Consider the following 19,301-nt stretch of genomic DNA (forward strand, 5'->3'; position numbering starts at 1 on the left):
CGGGCCGCCGTACGACGTCCTGCTGGTGCGGCTGTCCGGGGTCCCCGAGTGATACTCGGCACATGGCAGCAACGGATCTTCACACGCTCCTGAAGTCGCTCCGGGTCTGGTCCCCCGAGACCACGCAGCTACGGCCGTTCGACCCGGCGTCGGCACCCGACGCCCCGCTCCCCCTCTTCACGACGTGGTTCGCGGAGGCGGTGGCGGCCGGGCAGCCGGAGCCGCACACCATGTCGCTGGCGACGGCGGACGAGGAGGGTCGGGCGGACGTACGGATCGTGATGCTGCACGGCGCGGACGCGGACGGCTGGTCCTTCGCGTCACACCTGATCAGCCGCAAGGGGCATCAGCTGGACGCCCGCCCGTACGCGGCGCTGGCCTTCTACTGGCCGGTGCTGGGCCGTCAGGTCCGGCTCCGCGGGCCGGTCACCGCGGCCCCGTCGGAGGAGGGTCAGGCGGACCTGCACGCCCGCTCGACGGGCGCCCTGGCGGCGGCGCTCACCGGCAGGCAGAGCGGCATCCTGTCCTCGCTGGAGGAGCTGCGCGAGGAGTCGGAGGCCGCCTGGGAACGGGCCCGCGCCGACCCGGCCGCCCCCTCCCCCACCTGGACCCTCTACCGACTGCGCCCGGAGGAGGCCGAGTTCTTCCAGGGCGACCCGGAACGGCGGCACGTCCGGCTCCGCTACGTCGAGGAGGAGGACGGGACTTGGCGCAGGCAACTGCTGTGGCCGTAGGCGCCCGGCCCGCTACGCCCGCTCCCCGAAGCCGTACACCGCCCAGTCGGCCACCTGCCGGTAGCCGATGCGCTGGTAGAGCGCGTTGCTCGTCGGGTTCGCCAGGTCGGTGAAGAGGAGCACCTCGCCGACTCCCCGGGTCAGGGCCGCCCGGCTGACCTCCGCCGTCACCGCGCCGGCGTAGCCGCGGCCGCGCAGCTCGCGCGGGGTGTAGACGGGCGCGATCCGGGCCTGCCCGGCGACCGTCGGGGTCACACCGGCCATGGACACCGGGGTGCCGTCGGGGGTCTCCCAGAGCGTGATGCCTCCGTAGGAGAGCCGGAAGTCGGCCCAGTCCCCGGCGTCCCGGCCGCCCGGCAGGCCCGCGTCGGCGACGAAGCCGCCGAACCAGCGGATCAGCAGCTCCCGGTCCGACGGCCCGGCCACCCTCGCCCGGCCCTCCGGCACCGGGGTGGGAACCATCAACTCGTCCAGCCGGTAGAGCCGTTCGAGATCCTGGAGCTTCCCGGGCGTCCCGGTCCGCCGTTCCCAGGCCGCCACGAACGCCTCCGCCGTGGCGCGTTCGGCGCCGAATCCGGTGACCGGGTGGCCGAGGGCGAGGAGCCGGGAGGCCAGCGCCTCGCACTCCCCGGCCGTGAGACGGGTGGTGCGCAGGGCGTACGGCGGGGTGTGCAGCAGCGCCGCGCCCACGCTGCCGTCGCCGCGGGTCAGGAAGCCGAGGAACGGGGACCGTTCGCCGTACGCCGACGGGCCGCTGCCCCGCAGCTGCTGGGTCACCGTCAGATGGACGGTGTGCAGGTCCGGGCGGGAGGCGAGGAAGTCCTCGGCGTGGGCGAGGAATTCGTCCACGTCGGAGGTGAAGTGCCAGTCGGACGCACCGGGCGCTTCGGACGCGGGGGAGGCTTCGGACGCGAGGGACGCTTCGGATGCGGGTGTCTCGGGGGCCATGCTCGATGGTCGCGGTCGGCCGCCGCACCCCGCACGTGAATTAATCCAGGGACGGCTCCGGGTCCGAGGCGAGGCGGGCGTGCAGGTGGGCGTCCCGGAACGCGTGCGGCCTGCCCGCCTCGAACATCGCGCCCCGCAGGGTCCCCTCGTAGGGGAAGCCGCACGTCTGCGCTATCCGGCAGGACGCCTCGTGGCCGAGGGCGTGCCCCAGTTCCAGGCGGTAGAGGCCCAGTTCGGTGAAGGTCCAGCGGGCGGCCAGGGCCAGGGCGTGGGTGGCGACCCGGCGGCCCCGTGCCTCGGGAAGCACCCAGTAGCCGACCCGGGCCGAGCGGGACACCCGGTCGATCATGTTGATGCCGATGTGTCCGAGGGTCGTACCGCTCCGCGCGTCCGCGATCCGGAACGGCACGCAGCCGCCGCCGGCCGCCTGCTCCCGCTGCCTCAGCAGGGCGGCACGGGCCCCGGCGAGGTCGATGTCCGGCTGGAGGGGGGTGTTCCAGCGCAGGAAGTCCAGGTCGGTACGGCCGCGCAGCCAGGCCTCGGTGTGGGCCGGCGAGTCCGGGTTCCAGTGGTCGAGACGCAGGTCGTGACCGTGCGGGGGGATGTCGGGGCGGCGGGCGGCGGGCTGTTCGTCGATCTGGGCCATGGGGTCATTGAAGCCTCTGTGCCGGGTGGTGGCCCAGCCCCCACCCGTGCGGTGTGCCGCCGTTTCAGCGTGTCGCGGCGCGGAACACCGGCACGCCCGCCCGGAAGGCGACCGCCAGCTCCAGTCCGGCGCGCGGGTCGGGCGTGTCCACCAGCTCGGTCATCATGCGCGGGCCCTCTGCCAGGTCGACCACGGCGGCGACGTAGGGGACGCGGTCGCCGAAGGGCGGGAGGTCGTTGCGGTGCACGACGGACCAGGTGTAGAGGACCGCGCGGCCGGTCGCGGGCTCCCAGGTGACGTCCTCGCTCCAGCAGTGCGGGCAGAACTCCCGGGGGTAGTGGTGGGCCCGGCCGCAGGAGCGGCAGCGGCGGAGCAGGAGCCGGCCCTCGGCCGCCGCCTCCCAATAGGGGCGGGTGAAGGCGTCCGGTTCGGGGAGGTCGTACCGCCGGGCGGCCGGGCGGGCCCGGTCGGCGGTCGTCTCGGTCGGCGCAGTCGGCGCACTCGTCGCACTCGTCGCACTCGTCGCACTCGTCGCATCCATGAATCTGACGTTATGTCAGATGACTGCGGGAGCCCAGAGCGCGCTGGGCAAAAGCTGTGCGATTCCCATGGCGCTGTGGGTCCGCCATGAATCCCGGCAGATTGTTGACGATTTTGTCGGCGTCGAATTACGTTCGCATCCGCAAGGTCAAGGAGCCGGCACACGAGAGGCAGCAAGGTGAAGCACAGGGCAGTGAAGCGCAGGACCGTGGTCATGGGCATCGGCGCCACGGCCGGTGTCGCGGCAGTCGGCGGCATCGCCCTCAGCGCACAGGCGTCGAGCGACTCCTCGTCGGGCTCCTCAGGCTCCCTGAAGTTCGACCCGGACGCGTACACGAAGCTGACGACGACCGTCACGGACACGGACGGCGACGACCACTCGGTGACCTACCACTTCTGGAAGGCGATCACCTATGTCGCCAACCCGGTGGACGAGACCTACCAGTCGCTCGTCGTCAGCGCCCCGGTCGAGATCGACGGCGAGACGGTCGACCCGACGAACGCGCCGATCCTGTTCGCCAACTCCGTCGGCGGGTACCTGCCCTCCTCCGTGGCGGACGCCACCGGTGTCGGCGCCGGCGGCATGAGCGCCGGCGGCGGCGCCCCGAGCGGCGCCCCCACCGGCGGTGCCGCGCCCAGCGCGTCGGCCTCCACCACCTCCAACGCGAACGGCAACACCAACGCCACCGGCGGCGCCACCGCCTCCAACCAGCTGCTGGCGCTGCTCGCCGGTTACGTCGTCGTGGAGCCCGGCGCCCGCGGCCGTACCCTCAAGAACTCCGCCGGCGAGTACTACGGGACGGCTCCCGCCGCGATCGTCGACCTCAAGGCGGCCGTCCGGTACGTGAAGGCGAACCGCGGCCTCGTCCCCGGCGACGTCGACCGGATCGTGTCGGCCGGCACCAGTGCCGGCGGCGCCCTGTCCTCGCTGCTCGGCGCGTCCGGCGACAGCCCGATCTACGACAAGTACCTGAAGGAGATCGGCGCGGCCGACGCCTCGGACGCGATCTTCGCGACCGCCGCCTGGTGCCCGATCACCGACCTGGAGCACGCCGACGGCGCCTACGAGTGGAACTGGGGCTCCAACGCCACCCAGTCCACCGGCAAGGTCGTCGACCAGACGGTCTCGAAGGCACTGCAGTCCCAGTTCGCCGAGTACCAGGCGGCCCTCAAGCTGCGCGGTCTGGACCGCTTCGGCCCGCTGACCGCCCGCAACTACGACGAGTACCTGCTCAAGCAGTACCTGGAGCCGTCCGCCACCACCTACCTCGCCGCCCTGTCGGACTCGGACCGCGAGACCTATCTGGCCGCCAACACCTTCATCACCTGGTCCGGCGGCAGGGCCACCTTCGACTGGGACGGCTACCTCACGCACGTCGGCGCCCGCAAGAAGACCACCCCCGCCTTCGACGCCTTCGACCTGTCGGCCGGCGAAAACAATGAGTTCGGAGCGGGTACGACCGAAAGCCGTCACTTCACGGCGTACGGCGCGAAGAATGACTCCACCGGTCTCAGCACCAAGCGGGTCGCGAGCGACGTCCCCGAGAAGCTGAACCTGATGAACCCGATGTTCCACCTGGTGGAAAAGGTCAACGAGAGGCGCTCGAAGCACTGGTGGATCCGTCTCGGCACCAATGACACCGACACCTCGCACGTCATCTCCGCGAACCTGGCGGCCCGCCTGGACAATCTCGGCGACGACGTGAACCACCTCTACTACTGGGACCAAGGCCATGGCGCCAACACCGACCCGGGCGACTTCATCACCTGGATCGCCGAGGTGACGGGTTTCAGCAAGGGCAAGGGAAACAGCAACGCCAAGAAGGGCTAGCGGGGCTGAAAAACCACCGCGGAAGTAAGAACCTCTCACAATCGAGATAGGTCCCTCGCGGCCGCGATAGCCTCCCCGAACGCGGTGTTCTTTCCCGTCTGTCCAAGGACACCGCCCACCCGCGCCGTCGGGCTCCCGCGCACCGGAGCCCGACGGCGCGGGCCTTTTCGCGCCCCTTCTCTTTCGTTTCCGTTCAGATGAAGTGGGCTACGTCACAAGTTCCACCCACTTCCCCTACGGGTGTGATCAATCCGCAACCAATTCCGGTCTTGACCGAGACCCATCAACCTGACGCATGATTACGCTCCCGCCCATGGCCGTGTTTCCCCCCACCGTTTCGCCCGTCTACGTCATCGGCGCAGGCCCCGGAGGGCTCGCCGCCGCGTACGCGCTGCGAGCCCGGGGCGTCCGCGCCGTCGTCCTGGAGAAGTCCGACGATGTCGGCGCGTCCTGGCGCCGGCACTACGACCGTCTCCGGCTGCACACCACCCGCCGCCTCTCCGCGCTGCCCGGGCTGCCCGTGCCGCGCCGCTTCGGCCGCTGGGTCTCCCGCGACGACGTGGTGCGCTATCTGGAGAAGTACGCCGAGCACCACGAACTGGAGATCGTCACCGGTGTCGATGTCTCCCGGGTGGAACGCTCGCCCGAGGGTGACGGCTGGCTGCTGCACGCCTCCGGCGGCCGGGAGCTGACCGGCTCCGCGGTGGTGGTCGCCACCGGCTTCAACCACACCCCGCGCATCCCCGACTGGCCCGGCCTGGACTCCTACGGCGGCCGGTTCCTGCACGCCGGCGAGTACCGGAACGCCGAACCCTTCGCCGGCCAGGACGTACTGGTCGTCGGCGTCGGCAACACCGGCGCCGAGATCGCCGTCGACCTGGTGGAGGGCGGCGCCTCCCGGGTACGGCTCGCCGTCCGCACGGTCCCGCACATCGTGCGCCGCTCCACCGCCGGCTGGGCCGCCCAGTACAACTCGATCCTGGTACGGCGCCTCCCGGTGTCCCTCGTCGACCGGCTGGCCCGCACGATGACCAAGGTCAGCGTGCCCGACCTGGCCGCCCAGGGCCTGCCCCGCCCCGACACCGGCCTCTACAGCCGGGTCGGGCAGGGCGCCATCCCGGTCCTGGACGTCGGTCTCGTCGACGCGGTGCGGGAGGGCAGGGTCGAGGTCGTGGCCGCCGTGGCCGGCTTCGAGGACGGCAAGGTCACCCTCGCCGACGGCACCCTCGTCTCGCCCGACACGGTGATCGCCGCGACCGGATACGTGCGCGCCCTGGAGGACCTGGTCGGCCACCTCGATGTCCTCGACGACCGCGGCCACCCGGTCACCCACGGCCCCCGCGCCCCGAAGAACGCCCCCGGCCTCTACTTCACCGGCTACACCAACCCCATCAGCGGCATGTTCCGGGAGATGGCCATCGACGCGGAGAAGATCGCGAAGGCGGTCGCCAAGCGACAGCGGACGGCATAGGCCGCCGCCCCGGACAGGCCCTGCGCCGTCCACCTCGGGGACAAGGCCGGATCTCCCGCCTCCCGCGCGCCGCGGCGCTGGGACAATGGGGGTTCCCCGCGCGGCGGTGCGCTGCGGTGTGGCCGGGCGAGCGGGTGCCACAGGGGGGTGGCGGCCGCCCCCGGCCGGCGGTGACGGGAGAGGCGAGGAGCCCTTTCGGCCTCAACTTTGCGTGCAGACCAGTTCCTGACGCAGCGTCAGTTCAGTAATCTGACACAGCGTCAGTTAATTGTGCTGTCACACAGGAGCGGGCGGAACGATGCTTGGATCAACCCACGGCACCCTCACCACCGACTCCCGCCGGGCCCGGGTCCTCGCCTGCGGTGAGCAGCGACCCGGGCCCGCCGTCCACGGCCGGACGGCCGACGCGGACGAGCAGGACGTCAGCGGACGGCCGCTGTACGCGGACGTACCGGATCTGGACAGGTTCTTCCGGCCCGAGTCCGTCGCCGTGATCGGCGCCTCGGACACCGAGGGACGGCCCAACACCGGTATCACCCGGCAGATCCTCGACTGGGCCCGGCGGGTCGGGGCCCGGGTGCACCCGGTGCATCCGACCCGGCCGTCGGTCTTCGGCATCACCTGCGCTTCTTCCGTCGCCGACCTGCCCGAGCAGGTCGACCTCGCCGTACTCCTGGTCGCCGACCCCCTTCCGGTGATCGAGGAACTGGCCGAGACCAAGGTGAAGTTCGCCGTCGCCTTCGCCTCCGGGTTCGCCGAGACCGGCGAGGAGGGAGCGGCGGCCCAGGTCCGGCTCGCGGCCGCCGTACGCCGCTCCGGGCTGCGGCTGCTCGGCCCGAACACCAACCTGAACGCCTTCGAGCGGTTCCGGGACGACCTGGACGGACCGGCGATCGCGCTGATCACCCAGTCGGGGCACCAGGGCCGGCCCGTCTTCGCCGCCCAGGAACTCGGCATCCGCCTCTCGCACTGGGCGCCCACCGGCAACGAGGCCGACCTGGAGACCGCCGACTTCATCTCCTACTTCGCCGAACGCCCCGAGGTCGGCGCCATCGCCTGCTATGTCGAGGGCCTCAAGGACGGCCGCGCCTTCCTGCTGGCCGCCGACCGCGCGGCCCGCCGTAAGGTGCCGGTGGTCGCCGTGAAGGTCGGCCGCACCGAGGCCGGCGCCCGCACGGCGGCCTCCCACACCGGCAAGCTGACCGGCGCGGACGACGTGATCGACGCGGCGCTGCGCCAGTACGGGGTGATCCGCGTCGACGGCCTCGACGAACTCCAGGACACCGCCGCCCTGCTGGCGCGGGCGCGGGCGCCGCGCGCCGACGGGGTGGTCGTCTACTCGATCTCGGGCGGCACGGGTGCGCACGTCGCCGACCTGGCCTCCGGCCTGGGGCTGAAGCTGCCGGTGCTGTCCGAGGCACGGCAGGCCGAGCTGCACCAGTGGATACCGGAGTACCTGAGCGTGGCCAACCCGGTCGACAACGGCGGTCATCCGGTGGGCGACTGGCGCGGCCGGAAGATCATCGACGCGATCCTCGCCGACCCCGAGGTCGGGGTGCTGATCTGCCCGATCACCGGCCCCTTCCCGCCGCTCAGCGACCGGCTGGTGCGGGACCTGGTCGACGCGGCCGAGGCGACCGACAAGCTGGTGTGCGTGGTGTGGGGCTCGCCGGTCGGCACCGAACCCGCCTACCGCGAGGTCCTGTTGGGCTCCTCCCGGGTGGCCACCTTCCGCACGGCCGGCAACTGTCTCACCGCCGTCCGCGCCTACCTCGACCACCACCGCTTCGTCCGCGCCTACCACTCCCCCTTCGACGAGGCCCCGCGCACGCCCTCGCCCTCGTACCGCAAGGCGCTCGCGCTGATGCAGCCGGGGCAGCAGCTGAGCGAGCACGCGGCGAAGCAGCTGCTGCGCGCGTACGGCATACGGGTGCCGCGCGAGCAGCTGGTGACCAGCGCGGCCGCCGCCGTGCGCGCGGCGGGGCTGGTCGGATACCCGGTGGTGATGAAGGCGTCCGGCGCGCAGATCGCCCACAAGACCGAGCTGGGCCTGGTGAAGGTCGGGCTGACCTCCGCCAGCCAGGTCCGGGACGCCTACCGGGAGCTGACCGACATCGCCCGCTACGAGGGCGTCACCCTCGACGGGGTGCTGGTCTGCCAGATGGTCGAGCGGGGCGTGGAGATGGTGGTCGGGGTCACGCACGACGCCCTGTTCGGGCCGACGGTGACCGTCGGGCTGGGCGGGGTCCTGGTCGAGGTCCTGCACGACGCCGCCGTACGCGTGCCGCCGTTCGGTGAGGAGCAGGCCCGGGACATGCTCGCCGGACTGCGCGGGCGGGCCCTGCTGGACGGGGTCCGGGGGCGGCCGCCGGCCGACGTCGAAGCGCTCGTCGAGGTGATCCTGCGGGTCCAGCGGATGGCCCTGGAACTCGGCGACCAGCTCGCCGAGCTCGACATCAACCCGCTGATGGTGCTGCCCGAGGGCCAGGGCGCGGTGGCACTGGACGCGCTGGCGGTGTGTCGCTGAAATGAACATGCCCCATTCCCCCCGTGAGACCGCAAAGAGCGACGAACCGGAAATTTCCGTTGAGTCATTGGTACTGCACGCCACTGACAATCAGGTCGCACAGATCACCCTCAACCGCCCCGAGGCCCTCAACGCCATCACCCCTGACCAGCGGGAACGCATCATCCACCTGCTTTCCGAAGCCTCCGCGGACCCCTCGGTACGGGCCGTGGTCATCACCGGAACCGGCCGGGGATTCTGCGCGGGCGCCGACCTGCGCGGCGGCGCCCCGGCCGAGCGCCTCCCCGGCGACGTGGCCCGCACCATCCGGCTCGGCGCCCAGCGTCTGGTCGCCGCCGTCCTCGACTGCGAGAAGCCGGTGATCGCGGCGGTCAACGGCACCGCCGCGGGTCTGGGCGCCCATCTCGCGCTCGCCTGCGACCTGGTCCTGGCCGCCGAATCCGCCCGGTTCATCGAGGTGTTCGTCCGCCGCGCCCTGGTCCCCGACGGCGGCGGCGCCTATCTCCTGCCCCGCCTGGTCGGCCCGCACCGCGCCAAGGAGCTGATGTTCTTCGGCGACGCCCTCTCCGCCCCGGAGGCCGAGCGCCTCGGCCTGGTCAACCGGGTGGTGCCGGACGAGGAGTTGGCCAAGACGGCGCGGGACTGGGCCGCCCGGCTCGCCGCCGGTCCGACCCGCACCCTCGCCCTGACCAAGCAGCTGGTCAACGCGTCCCTGGACAGCGACCGGGCAGCGGCCTTCGCGGCCGAGTCCGCCGCCCAGGAGATCAACATGACGACGCGGGACGCCCAGGAGGGGCTGCGGGCCTTCGTGGAGCGCAGAAGCCCGGAGTTCCGGGGCCGGTGAGGCCGGCCTCCGGCACGAAGCGGTCGTACGGCATCCGGCACCGGACTTCCCATCTGACGCTCCGTCAGCTTCAATGAAGGTGTGATGGGACACGCAGGGGCGGCCGCGGCCGCCGTCCGCTACCTCAGGTCGGCCCCCGCGCCGGGGCCCCTGGAAGCCTTGCCGCGCCCGGAGTTGCGGTGCGTGCGGGCCGACGAGCGGGCGCCGGTCGACCCGGCGGAGTTCCGGCGCGTGCTGGGTAACTTCGCGACCGGGGTGACCGTTGTCACCGCACCGGCAGCCGAGGGCGAACCCGCCCCCGCCGGTTTCGCCTGCCAGTCCTTCTCCTCCCTCTCCCTCGACCCGCCCCTGGTCTGTTTCATGGTCGGCCGCACGTCGGCCACCTGGCCGCGCATCGCCCGCGCGGGCGTCTTCTGCGTCAACGTCCTCGGCGCGGGCCAGGGCGAGCTGTGCCGCGCCTTCGCGGTGAGCGGCGCGGACAAGTTCGCGGGGGTCGCCCACGACACGGCCCCGGTGTCGGGCGCGCCCCGCCTGACCGGCGCCGCCGCCTGGATCGACTGCGCGATCCACGCCGTCCACACGGGCGGCGACCACCTGATCGTGGTGGGGCGGGTGAACGCGCTGGGCGCGGCCGAGTCCCCCGACGGACCGCTGGTGTTCCACCGGGGGCGGTTCACCGGGCTCGGAGCGGACGGCTAGAGGTCTCCCGCTAGACGGCCAGGGCGGGCACCACGGCCGCCGGCCGGCGCCGGATCACCAGGGCCATCAGGGCCGCCGCCGCGCACAGCGCTCCGGAGGCGTACCAGACCATGTCGTAGGTGCCGAAGGCGTCGCGGGCGACACCGCCGAGGAAGGCGACGAGGGCCGCGCCGATCTGGTGGGAGGCGAGGACCCAGCCGAAGACGATGGCGCTGTCCTCGCCGTAGTACTCCCGGCACAGGGCCAGGGTGGGCGGGACGGTGGCCACCCAGTCGAGGCCGTAGAAGACGATGAAGAAGATCATCGGGGGGTGGATGGCGGGGCCCAGCAGCATCGGCAGGAAGAGCAAGGAGAGGCCGCGCAGGGCGTAGTAGACGGCGAGCAGCCGGCGGGGTTCGAAGCGGTCGGTGAACCAGCCGGAGGCGATCGTGCCGACGACGTCGAAGACGCCGATGACCGCGAGCAGCGAGGCCGCGGTGGTGACCGGCAGGCCGTGGTCGTGGGCGGCGGGCACGAAGTGGGTCTGGACCAGGCCGTTGGTGGAGGCCCCGCAGATCGCGAAGGTGCCGGCGAGCAGCCAGAAGGGCCCGGTGCGGACGGCGGAGAGCAGCACCCCGACCGTCCGGCGCGCGGCTCCGGTGACCGGCGCCGGCTTCGGTACGAAGTCCACCGCGCCGTACGGCTTCAGGCCCACGTCGGCCGGGTGGTCGCGCAGCAGCAGCCAGACGAAGGGCACGACCGCGAGGGCGGCGAGGGCGACGGTGACGGCGGCCGGGCGCCAGTCGTACCGCTCGACCATCCAGGACAGCAGCGGCAGGAAGATCAGCTGGCCGGAGGCGGAGCCGGCGGTGAGGATGCCGCTGACCAGGCCGCGCCGCGTGGTGAACCAGCGGTTGGTGACCGTGGCGGCGAAGGCGAGGGCCATCGAGCCGGAGCCCAGGCCGACCAGCAGACCCCAGCACAGCAGCAGTTGCCAGGCCGCCGTCATCCACACGGTCAGGCCCGAGCCGACCGCGATCACGGTCAAGGCCACGGCCACCACCCGGCGGATGCCGAAACGATCCATCAGAGCGGCCGCGAACGGCGCGGTGAGCCCGTACAGCGCGAGGTTGACGGAGACGGCCGCGCCGATCGTGCCGCGCGACCAGCCGAACTCCTGGTGCAGGGGGTCGATGAGCAGACCGGGCAGGGAGCGGAAGGCCGCCGCGCCGATGATCGTGACGAAGGTGACGGCGGCGACGAACCAGGCACGGTTGATACGCGGCGAGCGGGTCGGCTTCGAGTCCTCGGCGAGGGCGGATGCGGCTTCGCTTGTCTGGGTCACGCCATAAAGCTTCGGCCAGCGGATTCACTCCATCGAGTGGCCCGGAGGACAGTATTCGCTAGGATCGGGCCATGAGCAGTGGCCCCGGGTTCCGCCCGCACCGAGTCGTCGTCCTCGCCCTGGACGGTCTGCTCCCCTTCGAGCTGGGCATCCCGCACCGCATCTTCGGCCGGCCCAAGGACGCGCGGGGACGGCACCTGTACGAGGTCGTGACCTGCTCGGTCCGGCCGCCGGGGCCGGTCGAGACCGACGCCGACTTCGCGGTCCACGTGCCGAACGGCCCGGAGGCGCTGGCCACCGCGGACACGGTGGTCATCCCGGCATCGTACGAGCTGGGCCCGGTCTTCGAGCAAGGCGTCCTCACCCCCGAACTGGCCGCGGCCCTCGCCCGCGTCCGCCCCGGCACCCGGCTCGCCTCCATCTGCACCGGCGTCTACGTGCTGGCCGCCGCCGGTTACCTGGACGGCCGCCCGGCGACCACGCACTGGGCCGAAGCCGACCATCTCCAGCGGCTGTTCCCGCGGGTCAAGGTGGACGCGGACGTCCTGTTCATCGACGACGGGGACGTGCTGACCTCCGCCGGAGTGGCGGCCGGCATCGACCTGTGCCTGCACATGGTCCGCCGCGACCACGGCACCGCCGTCGCCAACGAGGTGGCCCGCCGTACGGTCGTGCCCCCGCACCGGGACGGCGGCCAGGCCCAGTACATCCACCGCCCGGTCCCCGACCCGCAGGTCGCCGGCACCACGGCCGCCCGCGCCTGGGCCCTCGCCCGGCTGCACGAGCCCCTCCAGCTGCGGGACATGGCCGAGCAGGAGGCCATGTCGGTACGGACCTTCACGCGCCGCTTCCGCGAGGAGACCGGCATCAGCCCCGGCCAGTGGCTCACCCAGCAGCGCGTCGAACGCGCCCGGCACCTCCTGGAGTCCACCGAGCTCTCGATGGACCAGGTGGCCCGGGATGCCGGCTTCGGCACGGCGCAGTCGATGCGCCAGCACCTGCAGGCAGCGCTCGGCGTCACCCCGACCGCCTACCGCCGGACCTTCCGGTCCGGCCCCGGCGAGGCCCGGCGCCCCGCCGTCGTCGGCGTCCGGCACTGACCTCCCGGCCCGCCCCGGTTCGCTAGAACGTGAGCACCCCCCGTGCCACCCGTCCCGCCTCCGCGTCGGCGCGGGCCTTCTCGAAGTCCTCCACCGGGTAGGTGGCGGTGACCAGTTCGTCGAGCATCAGGCGCCCCTGGCGGTACAGCTCGGCGTACAGGGCGATGTCCCGCTGGGGGCGGGAGGAGCCGTAGCGGCAGCCGAGGATGGACTTGTCGAGGAACATCGAGGCGACGACGAAGGACGCCTCGGCGGTGGCGGCGGGTGTGCCGAGGAGGACGGCCTGGCCGTGCCGGTCCAGGAGGTCGACGGCCTGCCGGACCAGTTCGACCCGGCCGACGCACTCGAACGCGTGGTCCACCCCGGTCGGCAGCAGGTCCTTGACGCCGTCCGTCGAGGTCAGGAAGTCGGTCGCGCCGAACTGCCGGGCCACCTCCTCCTTGGCCGGGTTGGCGTCCACGGCCACGATCCGCAGCGCTCCCGCGATCCGGGCGCCCTGGATGACGTTGAGCCCGATCCCGCCGGTGCCGATGACCAGCACGGTGTCGCCGCGGTCGACGCGGGCGCGGTTCAGTACGGCGCCCACCCCGGTCAGTACGGCGCAGCCGATGAGGGCGGCCGAGGTCAGCGGGATGTCCTTCGGGATCCGTACCGCCTGCACGGCCTTGACGACCGTCCGTTCCGCGAAGGCCGAGTTGGACGCGAACTGGTGGACGGCCCGGCCGCCGCGCGTGAACGGCTTCTGCGGCCGCCCTATGGCCTTGCGGCACATGGTGGGCCGCCCACGGTCGCAGTCGGCGCAGGCACCGCAGTTGGCGAGGGTGGACAGCGCGACATGGTCCCCGGGCGCGACATGGCTGACCCCCACACCGATCGCCTCCACCACCCCGGCACCCTCATGTCCGAGCACCACAGGAACGGGGAAGGGTATGGTCCCGTCCACCACGGACAGATCGCTGTGGCACAGCCCGGCCGCCGCGACGGAGACCAGCACCTCCCCGGCCCCCGGCTCCCGTACGTCCAGATCGTCGACGACCTGCACCTGTGTCCCGTCGAACACCACTCCACGCATCACGACTCGACCCCCTTCGGTTCCCTCGGCAGACCGAGCACGCGCTCGGCGATGATCGTGCGCTGCACCTGGTCCGAGCCGCCGTAGACGGTGTCGGCCCGGGAGAAGAGGAACAGGTGCTGGGCGGCGTCCAGTTCGTACGGCGCCGCGGCCGACCAGTCGGCCGGGCCGACGCTCGCGCCGGCGCCCCGCACCAGCACGGCGAGCTCCCCGAGCCGCTGGTGCCAGCCGGCCCACAGCAGCTTGGCCACGCTGGGCGCGCCGGGCTCGGCGGCCGAACCGCCGAGCGTGCGCAGGGCGTTCCAGCGCATGACCCGCAGCTCGGCCCACTGCCGCACGAGCCGCGCCCGTACGACGGGGTCGTCGGCGGCGCCGGTCGCCTCGGCGTCCCGCACCACCCGTCCCAGTTCCTCGGCGAACCCGATCTGCTGGGCGAGGGTGGACACCCCGCGCTCGAAGCCGAGCAGGCTCATGGCCACGCGCCAGCCGTTGCCCTCGCCGCCGACGACATGCTCCACGCGCGCGTGCGCCCCGTCGAAGAAGACCTCGTTGAAGTCGCTGGTGCCGGTCATCTGGCGGATGGGGCGGACCTCTATCCGGCCCGGCTGATCCATGGGCACGAGCAGGAAGCTCAGTCCGTGGTGGCGGCGCGAGCCGGGCTCGGTCCGCGCGAGCACGAAACACCAGTCGGCCTCGTGCGCGAGCGAGGTCCAGATCTTCTGCCCGGTGACGCGGTAGCCGTCCGCCTCGCGTACGGCCGCGGTCCGCACGCCGGCGAGGTCGGAACCGGCACCGGGCTCGCTGTATCCCTGGCACCACAGTTCCTCGCCGGCGGCGACGGCAGGCAGGAAGCGTGCCTTCTGCTCACCGCTTCCGTGGGCGATGAGCGTCGGGGCGAGCAGGTTCTCCCCGATGTGCCCGGAGCGCGGGGGCGCGCCCGACCGGGCGTACTCCTCGGCCCAGGCGACCTGCTGGGTGAGCGTGGCGGTCCGGTTCCCGTACCCGCCCTCCGCCCACCCGAGCCCGATCCATCCGGCGGCCCCGAGCGTGCGCTCCCAGCCGCACCGGTCCGCGTCGGCTGTGACGTGCGTGTCGAGCCAGGCACGGACTTCGCGGCGAAACGCGTCGTCCTCCGGCGCGAAGCCGAACTCCACGGTGACCTCCAGAAAAGCGTCGGGACTACGGCCGTACGGGAACCGCCGGACACCGCCGTCTTGGCCGATCGCCGTCGCGGCGGAGAGAAGTCAGGGGCCGGCAGGGTGCATGGAGCGCGGAAACGGGTGAGCTGATCGGCGGCCCGGGCGGGCGGGTACCGTGAACGCCGGTGCGGACAGCCGACCCGGGGGCGCGGGGAACGGGGCGAGCAACCACGACGGCGCCGCACGCGCACAACCCACCGCATCCCACCCCCTTCAGGCGTTCGGCCGCTCCCCGGCCCGCGCGGCGGACTCCATCGCCGTCAGGCGTGCCAGCATCGGCATCGGGTCCACCCCCACGCTCCCCGGCAGGAACTCGGCGATCCGCTCCGGCGTCCAGGGCCCTTCCGGGGCGTACGCGGCGCGCAACTCCCTCGGCTGGGCCCAGACCGCGATCTTCGGCCCGGCCACCGTGTACACCTGCCCGGTGATGTCCGCCTCCCGCGCCGCGTCCGACAGCAGGTAGACCACGAACGCCGCGACGTCCTCCGGTTCGCCGATCTCGGTCAGTTCCGTCGGCACCCCCGCCGACATCCGGGTCCGGGCCACCGGCGCCACCGCGTTCGCGGTCACCCCGTACTTGTGCAGGCCCAGCGCGGCGCTGCGCACCAGCGAGATGATCCCGCCCTTGGCCGCGCTGTAGTTGGCCTGCGAGACCGAGCCCTGGTGGTTGCCGCTGGTGAAGCCGATCAGCGTGCCGGCGCGCTGGGCGCGCATCACCGCCGACGCCGCCCGGAACACCGTGAACGTGCCCTTCAGGTGGGTGGCGACCACCGGGTCCCACTCCTCCTCGGACATGTTGAACAGCATCCGCTCGCGCAGGATCCCGGCCACGCACACGACCCCGTCGAGCCGGCCGTACGACGACAGCGCCGTGTCCACGACGCGCCGGCCGCCCGCCATGGTGGAGATGTCGTCGGCGACCGCGACCGCTTCCCCGCCGGCCGCCTCGATCTCCTTGACGACGGCCTCGGCGATCTCGCTGGTGGGCGATCCGCCGTCGACCGAGACGCCGTAGTCGTTGACGACGACCTTCGCCCCTTCGGCCGCCGCCGCCAGCGCGACCGCCCGTCCGATCCCGCGCCCCGCACCCGTCACGGCGACGACCTTGCCTGCCAAGAAGTTCCCCACGTCCGGCCCCTTCCCGCGGTTTCTGACGGACCGTTAGATTTTATGGCGCGTCGGATGCGCGGACACAAGCCCCGGGGAGGACCCAGATGTCACTGCCTGCCGAGTTCCACGACATCGCCAAGCGCGTCAACAACTGGGGCCGCTGGGGGGCCGACGACGAGATCGGCACGCTGAACCTGATCACCGACGAGGTGGTGCGGGAGGCGGTGGCGACCGTCCGGACCGGCCGCCGCGTCCCGCTCGCCCTGCCGCTCCGGCAGGACGGCGTACAGACCGGCATGATCCCGGGGCGGGTCAACCCCCTGCACGTCATGGTGCAGATCAACCAGGAGCTCTTCGGCCCGGGGACGGTCGCCTGCAGCGACGACGCGGTGACCATGGGCCTGCAGGCCGGCACCCACTGGGACGCGCTCACCCATGTCTCACACTCGGGGAAGGTGTACAACGGCCGGCCGGCACACACCGTGACCCCGCACGGCGGTGCCGAGTTCGGCGGCATCGACAAGGCGCGGCACATCGTCTCGCGCGGGGTGCTGCTGGACGTGGCCCGCGCGCGTGGCGTGGACCGGCTGGCGGGCGGCCACGCGGTCACGCCCGAGGACCTCGAAGCGGCCGAGGAGCTGGCCGGGACCACGGTCCGCGCCGGCGACATCGTGCTGGTGCGGACCGGGCAGGTGCAGGTGTACCTCGCCGGGGACAAGCACGGGTACGGCTATCCGTCGCCGGGGCTGTCGGTGCGCACCCCGGAGTGGTTCCACGCGCGCGATGTGGCCGCCGTCGCCAACGACACCCTGACGTTCGAGATCTTCCCGCCCGAGATCGAGGACCTGTGGCTGCCCGTGCACGCCCTGGACCTGGTGGAGATGGGGATGCTCCAGGGCCAGAACTGGAATCTCGAAAAGTTGTCCACAGCCTGTGGAGAAACCGGACGGTACGCGTTCCTGCTGTCCGCGATGCCGGAGCCGTTCGTCGGGGCGACGGGCACGCCGGTCGCCCCCGTGGCCGTGCTCTGAGGTCCGCGCGCCGCCACCCGAGGTCGGTGTCACGCCGAGACCGGCGTGACACCGCCCTTCCCCCATTCCCCCCGGAATCCGAACGGCCGCGCGCACCGGCCCGCCCCGAGCCCGGTCCCGCACACCGCCGTCCGACTCGACCCACGCTCGACGAGGGCGTCCGCCGACAGGCCCCTCGCCGTCCCCTCGCGGCGAATCGCAGACCTCAAGCGTGAGCACACGGTCACAAGGCGTCAACACCCGTTCGCGGTTTTAGGAGTTATGCCCCGGTTCATGATGGGCGCGCACAGATGCATTCCCCGGCGCATCACCGCACACCGGGATCACACCGCCTCGAACGCCAGCCCCTCGAACGAGGCCAGCCCGCCTCCGTACGCCACCGCCGCGCCCTGCCGGGGTTCCGAACACCGGTCGAGTTCGCACCAGATGCGCTTGCCGGCCCCTTCGGGGCTCCAGCCCCAACGGTCGGCCAGCCCGTCGACGAGGGCAAGACCCCGGCCGCCGGTCGCGTCGCTGTCGACGCACCGCGGTACGGGCGCTCGGTCACTGGTGTCGGCGACCTCCAGCCGCACGGTGACCGACTCCTCGGCACCCCCGCGGTCAGCGCCCGGCAGCGAGAGCCGCAGCACGGCCGGACAGCCCGTGTGCACCACGGCATTGGTGACCAGCTCGGAGACGAGCAGGATCAGCGTCTCGGCCAGCGGCTCGTCCGCCGCTATACCGGACCCGGCGAGGCGCGAGCGCGCCCACCTCCTGGCCCGTCCCACCTCCGCGGGGTCGGGCCGGATCTCCAGCTGCACTTGAAGCACCTGCACCGCTCACACCATCCGAACCGGCGGACACATGAACCCGCGCCGAGCGAGCGCCACGACCAGGACCGCGACGACAAGGACGACGAGGGCCACGATCGTAGCCATTTTCTGCATGGCCAGAACAACGGCCAGAGCAAGGGTCACGGAACGTGATTCCCTTACGAGACAGCATGGTTGACGTACAGTCACCCCAACAAGCGCTTCGGGCATATTCCAACGCGAAGGAGTACGCGTACGGCATACTGTGCGACGCTCGCTGCGGGGAGTCGAACAGGCGGGGGCGCAAGCCCTTACCGCCCTGCGAGCGGCGGTACGCACCATGAGCCGCGGGGCCGCTTCGACGGCACCGCCGGCATGGCTCGTCCTCGGAACCACTCGCATCCCACAGAAGGTACCCGAGGGGAGACCCGACTCCAGGCCGTGACGAGTCACGCGTTGGACACAACCCGATATCAACGCTCCGTGACACCGGTATGCCACGATCCGCGACACGCCGCCGTCCGGACCCCTGACTCCGCAGCCCAGAGCCGTTTCGAACGCTCACCCGAGCAGCTCGGCAGCGAGCATCTCCTCACTCTCCGTGTTCCCTCCACGACGCTGCGCCCGCACCCAGGCTCTCTTCACGTGCAGATGCACCTCCGCCTCCCAGGTGAAGCCCATCCCGCCGTGCACCTGGAGGCAGTCCCGGGCGCCACGCACGGCGGCCTCGTCGGCGAGCAGCCGGGCCGCCGCGATGTCCACCGGGTCGGCGGTCACGGCGGCCGCGTAGACGGCCGCACGCGCGGTCTCGGCGCGCACCAGCATCTCGGCGCACAGATGCTTGACCGCCTGGAAGGCCCCGATCGGCCGTCCGAACTGTTCGCGGGTCCGGGCGTGTTGCACGGCGAGCTCGCACGCGCGCGTGGCGGTGCCGAGCTGCTCCGCGGCGGTGAGGAGCACGGCGACCGGGTCGGGTACCGCGGCCGCCGCCCCCGGCACCCGGTGCAGGGGCGTGAGCGGGTCCACGGAACGCAGCGGTACGGCCCCTGACGCGTCCCCCCGGACGACATCGGCCTCGGCCAGCCACTCCACCAGGCCGCCGTCCACACGGGCCACCACGGCCTCCCCGGTGGCCGCGCCGGGCACCTCGGCCGCCGCGAGGTGGGTGGCCGCCAGCGGGCCGGGCAGCAGGGCCCGGCCCGCCTCCTCGAAGACCAACACCGCCTCGGGCAGCCCGAGTCCGACCCCGCCGTCCGCCTCCGGCAGCCGCAGCGCGAAGAACCCGGCCGCCCCCAGCTCCCGCCACAGCCCCCGGTCCAGGGCGGGCGCGCCGACGGCCGCCCGCAGCGCCTCGCCGTCGAACCGGCGTGCGAGCAGCTCCCGCATCCCGTCCCGCAACGCCCGCTGGTCGTCGCTCAGTTGGAAGCGCACGCC

At 72.5% G+C, this 19,301-nt stretch carries 18 protein-coding genes; 8 read left to right on the forward strand and 10 right to left on the reverse strand.

Annotated features, from left to right (window positions below; all coding sequences use genetic code 11):
* Positions 1-62 precede the first annotated feature (62 nt).
* Positions 63-734 (forward strand): pyridoxal 5'-phosphate synthase, encoded by a 672-nt coding sequence (locus tag ABZ642_RS20120; protein WP_360485449.1) that lies wholly within the window; start codon positions 63-65, stop codon positions 732-734.
* Positions 735-746: 12 nt separating this feature from the next.
* Here ABZ642_RS20120 and ABZ642_RS20125 read toward each other — a convergent pair whose 3' ends face one another.
* From ABZ642_RS20125 to ABZ642_RS20135, 3 genes are all read right to left on the reverse strand, one after another.
* A complete protein-coding gene (locus ABZ642_RS20125) occupies positions 747-1,682 on the reverse strand; it encodes a GNAT family N-acetyltransferase (protein WP_360485452.1) in 936 nt (311 codons plus the stop codon).
* 40 nt (positions 1,683-1,722) lie between these two features.
* On the reverse strand, positions 1,723-2,328 hold the full coding sequence (locus tag ABZ642_RS20130) for a GNAT family protein (RefSeq protein ID WP_360485455.1): 606 nt from the start codon (positions 2,326-2,328) through the stop codon (positions 1,723-1,725).
* 64 nt (positions 2,329-2,392) lie between these two features.
* Complete coding sequence (locus ABZ642_RS20135) at positions 2,393-2,869, reverse strand: OB-fold domain-containing protein (RefSeq protein WP_360485458.1); 477 nt, start codon at positions 2,867-2,869, stop codon at positions 2,393-2,395.
* A gap of 213 nt (positions 2,870-3,082) precedes the next feature.
* On the opposite strand from ABZ642_RS20135, the gene ABZ642_RS20140 reads away from it, so the two are divergent.
* The 5 genes from ABZ642_RS20140 (at position 3,083) to ABZ642_RS20160 (ending at position 10,240) form a co-directional block, all read left to right on the forward strand.
* On the forward strand, positions 3,083-4,699 hold the full coding sequence (locus tag ABZ642_RS20140) for a subtype B tannase (RefSeq protein ID WP_360485966.1): 1,617 nt from the start codon (positions 3,083-3,085) through the stop codon (positions 4,697-4,699).
* A gap of 313 nt (positions 4,700-5,012) precedes the next feature.
* Positions 5,013-6,170 carry an NAD(P)/FAD-dependent oxidoreductase gene (locus ABZ642_RS20145; protein ID WP_360485461.1) on the forward strand — a complete coding sequence of 386 codons (1,158 nt, stop codon included), beginning with the start codon at positions 5,013-5,015 and terminating at the stop codon, positions 6,168-6,170.
* A 298-nt stretch (positions 6,171-6,468) separates the two neighbouring features.
* Positions 6,469-8,697: an acetate--CoA ligase family protein gene (locus ABZ642_RS20150; RefSeq protein WP_360485464.1), complete on the forward strand. Its 2,229-nt coding sequence runs from the start codon at positions 6,469-6,471 to the stop codon at positions 8,695-8,697.
* Positions 8,698-8,704: 7 nt separating this feature from the next.
* Entirely contained in the window at positions 8,705-9,541 is an 837-nt protein-coding gene (locus ABZ642_RS20155) for an enoyl-CoA hydratase-related protein (protein WP_360485467.1), read from the forward strand.
* Between the two features lie 84 nt (positions 9,542-9,625).
* On the forward strand, positions 9,626-10,240 hold the full coding sequence (locus ABZ642_RS20160) for a flavin reductase family protein (RefSeq protein ID WP_360485470.1): 615 nt from the start codon (positions 9,626-9,628) through the stop codon (positions 10,238-10,240).
* Between the two features lie 10 nt (positions 10,241-10,250).
* On the opposite strand, the gene ABZ642_RS20165 is transcribed toward ABZ642_RS20160, so the two are convergent.
* Positions 10,251-11,564, reverse strand: a complete 1,314-nt coding sequence (locus ABZ642_RS20165) for an MFS transporter (protein ID WP_360485473.1) — start codon at positions 11,562-11,564, stop codon at positions 10,251-10,253.
* A 71-nt stretch (positions 11,565-11,635) separates the two neighbouring features.
* On the opposite strand from ABZ642_RS20165, the gene ABZ642_RS20170 reads away from it, so the two are divergent.
* Positions 11,636-12,664 carry a helix-turn-helix domain-containing protein gene (locus tag ABZ642_RS20170; RefSeq protein WP_360485476.1) on the forward strand — a complete coding sequence of 343 codons (1,029 nt, stop codon included), beginning with the start codon at positions 11,636-11,638 and terminating at the stop codon, positions 12,662-12,664.
* 22 nt (positions 12,665-12,686) lie between these two features.
* Here the strand turns inward: ABZ642_RS20170 and ABZ642_RS20175 are convergent, their stop codons facing one another.
* The 3 genes from ABZ642_RS20175 to ABZ642_RS20185 all read right to left on the reverse strand — a co-directional run bounded on the left by ABZ642_RS20175 (position 12,687) and on the right by ABZ642_RS20185 (position 16,063).
* The gene (locus ABZ642_RS20175) at positions 12,687-13,736 is read right to left on the reverse strand and encodes a Zn-dependent alcohol dehydrogenase (RefSeq protein WP_360485479.1); all 1,050 of its coding nucleotides are present in this window, start codon (positions 13,734-13,736) and stop codon (positions 12,687-12,689) included.
* A complete protein-coding gene (locus tag ABZ642_RS20180; protein ID WP_360485482.1) occupies positions 13,736-14,890 on the reverse strand; it encodes an acyl-CoA dehydrogenase family protein in 1,155 nt (384 codons plus the stop codon). The genes ABZ642_RS20175 and ABZ642_RS20180 overlap by 1 nt, the downstream gene beginning before the upstream one ends.
* A gap of 258 nt (positions 14,891-15,148) precedes the next feature.
* Positions 15,149-16,063 (reverse strand): SDR family NAD(P)-dependent oxidoreductase, encoded by a 915-nt coding sequence (locus ABZ642_RS20185; RefSeq protein ID WP_360485485.1) that lies wholly within the window; start codon positions 16,061-16,063, stop codon positions 15,149-15,151.
* A gap of 86 nt (positions 16,064-16,149) precedes the next feature.
* Between ABZ642_RS20185 and ABZ642_RS20190 the strand changes: the two genes are divergently transcribed.
* On the forward strand, positions 16,150-17,076 hold the full coding sequence (locus ABZ642_RS20190; RefSeq protein ID WP_360485488.1) for a cyclase family protein: 927 nt from the start codon (positions 16,150-16,152) through the stop codon (positions 17,074-17,076).
* A 323-nt stretch (positions 17,077-17,399) separates the two neighbouring features.
* Here the strand turns inward: ABZ642_RS20190 and ABZ642_RS20195 are convergent, their stop codons facing one another.
* The 3 genes from ABZ642_RS20195 to ABZ642_RS20205 all read right to left on the reverse strand — a co-directional run bounded on the left by ABZ642_RS20195 (position 17,400) and on the right by ABZ642_RS20205 (position 19,298).
* Positions 17,400-17,876, reverse strand: coding sequence for an ATP-binding protein (locus tag ABZ642_RS20195; protein WP_360485969.1), 477 nt, complete (start codon positions 17,874-17,876; stop codon positions 17,400-17,402).
* Between the two features lie 18 nt (positions 17,877-17,894).
* Positions 17,895-18,032 (reverse strand): hypothetical protein, encoded by a 138-nt coding sequence (locus ABZ642_RS20200; RefSeq protein WP_360485491.1) that lies wholly within the window; start codon positions 18,030-18,032, stop codon positions 17,895-17,897.
* 396 nt (positions 18,033-18,428) lie between these two features.
* Positions 18,429-19,298 carry an acyl-CoA dehydrogenase family protein gene (locus ABZ642_RS20205; protein ID WP_360485494.1) on the reverse strand — a complete coding sequence of 290 codons (870 nt, stop codon included), beginning with the start codon at positions 19,296-19,298 and terminating at the stop codon, positions 18,429-18,431.
* Between the last annotated feature and the right edge of the window lie 3 nt (positions 19,299-19,301).

Source organism: Streptomyces sp. NPDC007157, from assembly GCF_040634235.1.
Lineage (GTDB): Bacteria > Actinomycetota > Actinomycetes > Streptomycetales > Streptomycetaceae > Streptomyces.